This window comes from Streptomyces solincola (genome assembly GCF_002982015.1).
Classification (GTDB): Bacteria; Actinomycetota; Actinomycetes; order Streptomycetales; family Streptomycetaceae; genus Streptomyces; species Streptomyces solincola.
This window is the reverse complement of the sequence record NZ_PVLV01000019.1, coordinates 1-7,500: the sequence shown is the minus strand read 5'-3', so window position 1 is coordinate 7,500 and position 7,500 is coordinate 1. Positions and strand designations below refer to the sequence as shown.

The window sequence follows — 7,500 nt, the reverse complement described above, 5'->3', positions numbered from 1 at the left end:
CCAACGCCTACATGCCGGCCGCGCTCGCCACCCTCGGCGGCCGGGAACTGATCGCCGTCGCGGCCAGGAACAACCCCGGCGCCTGCAACGCCCCCTTCCCCGTCCACCCCCTCGGCACGGACGGCACGGTGGGCGGCAGCTACCAGGACGCCGCGCTGCCGCCCGGCTATGTCGCGGGCGTCACCGGCGGCATCGACGTACGAGACCTCTGGTGGGGCCCCGACCAGCACCTGTACGCCACCATCTCCGCCTGGACCTGCGACGACAGCCGGTCGGCCCAGGACGACAAGAAGGTGCCGCACCGCCCGGCCACCCTCTTCCGGCTCGACGGCGAGCGGTGGGTGAGTGCGGGCGCCCAGCCTGCGACGGTGGTCCGCCCGCTGGACCGCCGCACCCGGATGGTGCTGGTCATCCCGGACTGCATCGGCCACATCGAGCGGGACGACGCCGCTGCCTACTGCAACAGCGGCCCGCTGTACCGCGAGCGCGACGGCAAACGGACGAAGATCACCGGCGGCGTGCTGTCGCTCTCCGCGCCGCCCTCGGCCTCGTGACCCCTACGGGGCGGGGACCGGCAGGGTCAGCGCCCAGGCCGAGCGGCGCAGCGTCCAGGTCCGCGTCCACACCGGGCCGGTGACCTGCGCGGTGTCCGCGCGGTAGCGGAAGGACGCGCCGGAGACGGTGACCGCGGACGCCTCCCGCCGTATCGGCGCGGCGCCCGCCCGGGGCCGTACCACCACCTCGGCGACCCCGTCCCGGGACAGCACGGTGACGTCCTCCACCGGCGCGTCCAGATCGCTCAGCAGCATCCCGTCCGCCTCCACCCGCAGCCGATGGGTGCGCGCCGGCCGCGCCGGCCCCGCCGACGCCGGCGGCCCCACCAGGGTCCGCATCAGGGAACGGCAGGTGTCCCACACCGCCCCCGGGGCACCGGGCGCGTACGGCGTGCCCAGCGGGGCCCGCGTCCCGGCCGGGATGCGCAGTCCGCGCAGCACCACCCCGCCGCTGTCGTCCACCAGCAGGTCCAGCCTGCGCGCCACGCCCTCCAGCACCGCCCGTGCCGCCGCCACCGCGCCCAGCGGCACCCCGAGCCCGCCGGCCAGCTGCACCGCGCCCGGCGCGCCCACCGGCACCACCGACAGCGGTCCCTCGCCCAGGCCCCGCCCCCGGTGCAGTCTGTCCACCGCCCGCAGCAGCGCCCGGTCGTCGCCGACCACCACCGGACGCCGCGAACCGCACCGCTCCAGCGCCCGCGCGAACTCGGCCGGCCCGTCCGGAAGGCAGATCCGCACGTCCGCGCGGGCGCACAGCACGTCCTTCGCGATGCGTACGGACTCGCCGTCGCCGTGCCGCGCGACCGGGTCGATGATGACCAGCAGCTGGTCGGGAGCCGACACGTCGGTCCTTCCTCGGGTAGCATCTTTGTGCAAGAGCCCCTTTGCGCGATTGCGCCCAGGGGCTTCGTCTATTCCGGGGCACCGGTTCGACGGCTCGGGCTGTGGCGTACACCGCCGTACGGCACACACGTACGGCGGATACCGCCGCGCCCGCCACTTGGACATGCCCCGCCCGGAAGGGGTGTACGCCTGTGCCCGCACTTGTGCTGCTCGGTGCTCAGTGGGGTGACGAGGGCAAGGGGAAGGCCACCGACCTCCTCGGAGGCTCCGTCGACTACGTGGTCCGCTACCAGGGCGGCAACAACGCCGGCCACACGGTCATCGTCGGTGACCAGAAGTACGCGCTCCACCTGCTCCCCTCCGGCATCCTCTCGCCGGGTTGCACCCCGGTGATCGGCAACGGCGTCGTCGTCGACCCGGCGGTCCTGCTCTCCGAGCTGAGCGGGCTGAACGAGCGCGGCATCGACACCACCAAGCTCCTGATCAGCGGTAACGCCCACCTGATCACCCCGTACAACGTCACGCTCGACAAGACGACGGAACGATTCCTCGGCAAGCGGAAGATCGGCACCACCGGGCGCGGCATCGGCCCGACGTACGCCGACAAGATCAACCGCGTCGGCATCCGCGTCCAGGACCTGTACGACGAGTCGATCCTCACCCAGAAGGTCGAGGCGGCGCTGGAGGGCAAGAACCAGCTCCTCGCCAAGGTCTACAACCGCCGCGCCATCGAGGTCGAGCGCACGGTCGAGGAGATGCTCGTCTACGCGGACAAGCTCGCCCCCTACGTCGCCGACACCACCCTCATCCTCAACGAGGCCGTCGACGCGGGGAAGGTCGTCCTCTTCGAGGGCGGCCAGGGCACCCTGCTGGACGTGGACCACGGCACGTATCCCTTCGTCACCTCCTCCAACCCGACGGCCGGCGGCGCCTGCACCGGCTCGGGCGTGGGCCCGACGAAGATCAGCCGCGTGATCGGCATCCTCAAGGCGTACACCACCCGTGTGGGCGCCGGGCCGTTCCCGACGGAGCTGTTCGACCAGGACGGCGAGGACCTGCGCCGCATCGGCGGCGAGCGCGGCGTGACCACCGGCCGCGACCGGCGCTGCGGCTGGTTCGACGCGGTCATCGCGCGGTACGCGACCCGTGTCAACGGCCTGACCGACTTCTTCCTGACCAAGCTGGACGTGCTCACCGGCTGGGAGCAGATCCCGGTCTGCGTGGCGTACGAGATCGACGGCCGCCGCGTCGAGGAGCTGCCGTACTCGCAGTCCGACTTCCACCACGCGAAGCCGGTCTACGAGTACCTGCCGGGCTGGTCCGAGGACATCACCAAGGCGAAGACCTTCGCCGAGCTGCCGAAGAACGCGCAGGCGTACGTGAAGGCGCTGGAGGAGATGTCGGGCGCCCCGATCTCCGCGATCGGCGTGGGCCCCGGCCGCACGGAGACGATCGAGATCAACTCCTTCCTGTAGGCGGAGTGTTCGCGTGACGGCGGCCGGCGGCCGCCGTCACGCGCACCAAGGCGGCCTCGTGCCGGTGCCGAAGCCGTCCGCCGGGCGGCAGCGCCGCCCCGGCGGCCCGTTCGACGCGAACGGTGCCGTCCTGCCGCGCGCCGGACGACACCACCGACCCGGAGGCCTGCGCCCCGCTCGTGGAGAACGTCTCGATGTACGCCGTCGGGGTGGGCCGCACCCGGGGAGTGGTGTTGAGTGAGCCCGGACAGGACGGTGGCCGGGGGAGGGCCCAGGGATGGTTCGCGGACTGCGTGACGCCGTGGTGGCCGCTGTGCTCGTCGCCGGGCTGGTGGCCGGCGCGGGCTGTACTCCGGACGGTGGGGGAAGGGCCCTACCAGCCGCTGTCTCCCTGACCGGGGAGCAGGTCGAGCGGGCACTCCCCGCCGTGGTGGGCGGGGCGGTGGCCTGGCAGCCGCAGCACGGGTACCCGGTGGTGTCCGAGGACGGCCACCTGTCGGCGTACTGCGACAACGCGAACCCGGCCTGCGAGGGCGTGACGCTCTTCGGTCGTTCGGGCTTCGCGGCGAAACCCAGGCAGGACGTGCGCACGCCGCATCTCACGTTCGAGCTTGTCGTCTACGAGACGGCCGCCCATGCCGAGCGCGGTGCCGAGAGGTGGGTCGCCGCCTTGCGGCAGCGCGAGGACCGCGAGCTGAAGCGGGTGGGGCTCACGCGCAAGCCGATCGACGTCGACTCGGGGGCGGACTCGACGGACGCCTGGATGGTCGAGAAGGAGTACGTGCGCATGGTCCTGCGCGTCGGCGCGGTCGTCGCCCTCGTGCGGAGTTGGGCCTTCGACGATCGGGCGGAGACGGAGAAGGCCGCCCGGCTCCAGGTGGACCGCGTCAGGGCTGTCGCCGAGGGAGGGAAGGCAGGCGGGTAGGGGTGCCTCCGTGAGAGCCGCGGGCGCACCGCCGCGTGAACTCCACTTCGCTGCACAGGTTGTCGGCACGGAAGGCGGCACGGTGATTTCTGGTCTAGACCTTGACAGGTTCAGACCATTCGGGTGAGCTGAGCCCATCCCCCACGGGTCTTCCCCCACCCCACGGAAGGGCTCCCCCATGTCCCGACGCATGCCCCGTCGTCTGTCCCGCCGCGTGCTCGCCCTGGTCACCGGGCTCTGTACGGCCGCCGGCATCGCCGCCTTCGCGCCCACCGCGGGCGCCGCTCCCGCCGCTCCCAGCGCCGCGGCCGCGGACTGCGTGGCCGCCTGGAACTCTTCCAGCGTCTACACCGGCGGCATGACCGCCTCGTACAACGGCCGCAACTGGCGCGCCAAGTGGTGGACGCAGAACGAGCGTCCCGGCTCCGCGGACGTCTGGGCCGACCAGGGCGCCTGCGGCGGCGGCACCGGGCCGGGCCCCAACCCGGACCCGAGCGGATTCGTCGTCAGTGAGGCGCAGTTCAACCAGATGTTCCCGAGCCGGAACTCCTTCTACACCTACAAGGGGCTGACCGACGCGCTCAGCGCGTTCCCCGCGTTCGCCAAGACCGGCAGCGACACGGTCAAGAAGCAGGAGGCCGCCGCCTTCCTCGCCAACGTCAGCCACGAGACCGGCGGACTGGTCCACGTGGTGGAGCAGAACCAGGCCAACTACCCGCACTACTGCGACACCTCGCAGCCCTACGGGTGCCCGGCCGGACAGGCCGCCTACTACGGGCGCGGTCCGATCCAGTTGAGCTGGAACTTCAACTACAAGGCGGCCGGCGAAGCCCTCGGCATCGACCTGCTGCGCGACCCCTACAAGGTCGAGCGCGACCCGGCGGTGGCCTGGAAGACCGGCCTCTGGTACTGGAACACCCAGAACGGCCCCGGCACGATGACCCCGCACAACGCCATGGTCAACAGCGCCGGCTTCGGCCAGACCATCCGCTCCATCAACGGCTCCCTGGAGTGCGACGGCAAGAACCCGGCCACCGTGCAGAGCCGGATCAACAAGTACCAGTCCTTCACCTCGATCCTCGGGGTGCCCACCGGCTCCAACCTGAGCTGCTGAGCGACCGGCTGCTGAGCGACCGGGACGACTCCGGGCGCAAGGCCCGGACCTGATACGGCCTTCGGCGCCGCGGTGACCTTCCCCGCGGCGCCGAAGGCACGTCCGGGCCGAGGCGAGGGCCGCCTTCGGTCCTGATTGCGTCACGGTTGGGAGTGCGCCGGGTCACGGTTTGGCAATCGGTCGGTATAAGCGCGACGTAAAGGCAAGATCCGGCCACCCGGCCCGCCCAAGGCTCAGTAACGTACGCCCGTTCGATCAGTGGATCGGGCATCTGAACCCTTCCGGCCGCCGGCCCGCCTCGGCCGCCGGAATCTCACCCGAGGACGTACCCATGGCCGTTGAGCAGCCGCCCGCCCCCGCCGCCCCCACCGCCCAGCCGAAGGGCGGCAAGGGCAAGAAGCTCCTGCGGGTGGCCGCGCTGATCGTGGTGGCCATCGCGGTCAAGTTCGGCATCTCCTACGCCTTCAACTCCCCGGTGCACGCCGAGGCCGGCGACTGCGTGCAGGTGACCGGGAGCGACAACAGCCCCGAGGTCGACACCAAGGACTGCTCCGACAAGGACGCCAACTACAAGGTGGTCAAGGTCGTCGACGACACCTTCGACACCAACTCCTGCGGCACCGTCGGCGAGGCCGCGCTCGCCCAGCAGTGGGAGTCCGAGAAGTTCGTGCTCTGCCTCAACGCGGTCAAGTAGCGGGTCGGGCAGCCGCCGAGCCGGCATCCGGGGCCGGGGGCGCGCCCTCGCGCGGAAGCGTCCCGACCACCACGGTCGCCCACAGGTCCTCGCAGGTCGCGACGGACGCCACCAGCCCACCGGCGGTGACGACCGCCGTGGCGGCGGGGACCTGCCGCTCACTGGTCTCGAACAGCAGACTGCCGCCCGCCGTCCAGCGCCACCCGCGCCTCGTGCACCCGGGCCTCGACCGGCAGCAGGTCCACCTCCTCGGACGGCACATACGGCACGTTGGCCAGCAGCACGTCCACCCGGCCCCGCAGCGCCTGCGGCAGCGGCCCGTACAGATCGCCCTCGTGCACCAGGCCCAGGCCCTCGACGTTGCGGCGGGCGCAGCGGGCGGCGACCGGGTCGATGTCGGCCGCGTGCAACTCGGGTCCGTCCAGCGAGCGGGCCAGGGCCGCGCCCAGCGCACCCGAGCCGCAGCAGAGATCGACCACCACCGCCCCGGCCGCCGGGGCGAGCGCAGCGGCCCGCTCCACCAGGAACTCGGTGCGCCGCCGTGGCACGAACACCCCCTCGTCCACGCCGATCCGCAGCCCCCGGAACTCGGCCCAGCCGATGACGTGCTCCAACGGCCGCCCGGACGCCCGGCGTTCGACCATCTCCCGCAACTCCTGCGGGGTGCGGGCCGCCGCGATCAGCAGCGCCGCTTCCTCCTCGGCGAACACACAGCCCGCCGCACGGAGAGCGGTCACGGTGGCGGCGTACCGGGCCCGCGCGTGATCGTGCGCGGCGCGGTGCGAAGGATGAACTGACAAAGGGGAAGCCTCTCGGGACGCACTGCGGATGCTCCCGTAAGGACGTCGGCCCCTAGCTAATGGAGAAGGCGAGCACCCGTTCTGACCTGCGGTTGATGGGAACTCACCTCCTTGGTGCGCTGCCGGTCCGACCCCCGGCGCGACGACGGCGCCGGATCACGGCCGACCCTACACGGGCTCGCACCCCTGTGCAGCATGTCTGCCATGGCGGACGCAGCAGCGCTGTACGCGCTGATCGGGGCAGTCGGTGGGGCCGTCGTCGGTGCGGGGGGTGCGGTGCTCGGGCCGCTGCTGCTCCACCGGCGGCAGGCGGCGGAGCGCAGGGAGACCCTGCTGCGGCAGGAGGAGCGGGAACGCGCTCAGCAGCGCCGAGAGGACGACCTCCTGCGGCGACAGCAGGAGTTCGACCTACGCGTCGCCGAAGCGGACAGGCGGGTGGCGGCGGAGCGGGAGGAGGCCGCCGAGACACGGGCCCGGCAGTCCGCGGTGACGGACCGCCTGAGACTCATGCGCTCCACCACCCGCGCCTGGCACCTGCTCCTGGACGACACCCTGGGCGAGTTGATGCGGGACCGGCCCGTGGACCACGAGGAGTTCTCCCGGGAATGGCGCGCCGCCAGGAACGCCGTCAACGACGCGTTCGACGCAGCGCTCCACGACGGTCTGTGGTTCGCGCACTCGCGGGCGGTCGGAACGCTCATGGGCCGGGGCTCGATGCTTCAGGCCATCCGACGAAACGATCACGGAGTCGACGTCACCACCCTGGGGGAGGCCCTGTCGAGCGCGACCTACGCCGTGACTCAGTGCGTCGAGGCAGGGAGCCCGCTGCCCGAGGAACTGCTCGCACAGGCACAGGCCGAGCTGCGCCAGCTCCGCGTGGCGCGGGAGTCGCTCGGGGCGCACATCGTCGGCCGGCTGGCGGCGCTCGGCGTGGAGGTGGAGCGCCCCGGCCAGGGCAGCGCCCCCTGAGGCGACCGCAGCGCCTGACCGGTCCGGTCGCCTCAGGCACCCGCGTCGACACGGGGTGCCCTCTCCGCCGGCCCGGGGCCCGGCCCTAGGTCCGGCCCGAGGCCCGGCCCACCTGAGGGGGTCCCC

Annotated in this window: 7 protein-coding genes and 1 pseudogene; 6 read left to right on the top strand and 2 right to left on the bottom strand. The window is 72.4% G+C overall.

Annotation, left to right across the window (positions count from 1 at the left end):
• On the top strand, positions 1 to 554 hold a 554-nt coding region (locus tag C6N75_RS30370; RefSeq protein WP_181160280.1), incomplete at its 5' end, for a hypothetical protein.
• A gap of 3 nt (positions 555 to 557) precedes the next feature.
• Here C6N75_RS30370 and C6N75_RS01495 read toward each other — a convergent pair.
• Complete coding sequence (locus C6N75_RS01495) at positions 558 to 1,397, bottom strand: serine/threonine-protein kinase (protein WP_105867005.1); 840 nt, start codon at positions 1,395 to 1,397, stop codon at positions 558 to 560.
• A gap of 191 nt (positions 1,398 to 1,588) precedes the next feature.
• Here C6N75_RS01495 and C6N75_RS01490 point away from each other — a divergent pair, with 191 nt between their 5' ends.
• The 4 genes from C6N75_RS01490 (at position 1,589) to C6N75_RS01475 (ending at position 5,605) form a co-directional block, all read left to right on the top strand.
• A complete protein-coding gene (locus C6N75_RS01490; RefSeq protein WP_105867004.1) occupies positions 1,589 to 2,872 on the top strand; it encodes an adenylosuccinate synthase in 1,284 nt (427 codons plus the stop codon).
• A 277-nt stretch (positions 2,873 to 3,149) separates the two neighbouring features.
• On the top strand, positions 3,150 to 3,797 hold the full coding sequence (locus tag C6N75_RS01485) for a hypothetical protein (protein WP_105867003.1): 648 nt from the start codon (positions 3,150 to 3,152) through the stop codon (positions 3,795 to 3,797).
• Positions 3,798 to 3,987: 190 nt separating this feature from the next.
• On the top strand, positions 3,988 to 4,911 hold the full coding sequence (locus tag C6N75_RS01480; RefSeq protein ID WP_105867002.1) for a glycoside hydrolase family 19 protein: 924 nt from the start codon (positions 3,988 to 3,990) through the stop codon (positions 4,909 to 4,911).
• Positions 4,912 to 5,242: 331 nt separating this feature from the next.
• Entirely contained in the window at positions 5,243 to 5,605 is a 363-nt protein-coding gene (locus tag C6N75_RS01475) for an LppU/SCO3897 family protein (protein ID WP_105867001.1), read from the top strand.
• Here C6N75_RS01475 and C6N75_RS01470 read toward each other — a convergent pair.
• Positions 5,598 to 6,405 (bottom strand): annotated as a pseudogene (locus C6N75_RS01470) (putative protein N(5)-glutamine methyltransferase). The gene C6N75_RS01475 and the pseudogene C6N75_RS01470 overlap by 8 nt on opposite strands.
• Positions 6,406 to 6,609: 204 nt before the next feature.
• Here C6N75_RS01470 and C6N75_RS01465 point away from each other — a divergent pair.
• Positions 6,610 to 7,374: a hypothetical protein gene (locus C6N75_RS01465; RefSeq protein WP_146132455.1), complete on the top strand. Its 765-nt coding sequence runs from the start codon at positions 6,610 to 6,612 to the stop codon at positions 7,372 to 7,374.
• The last annotated feature ends 126 nt before the right edge of the window (positions 7,375 to 7,500 follow it).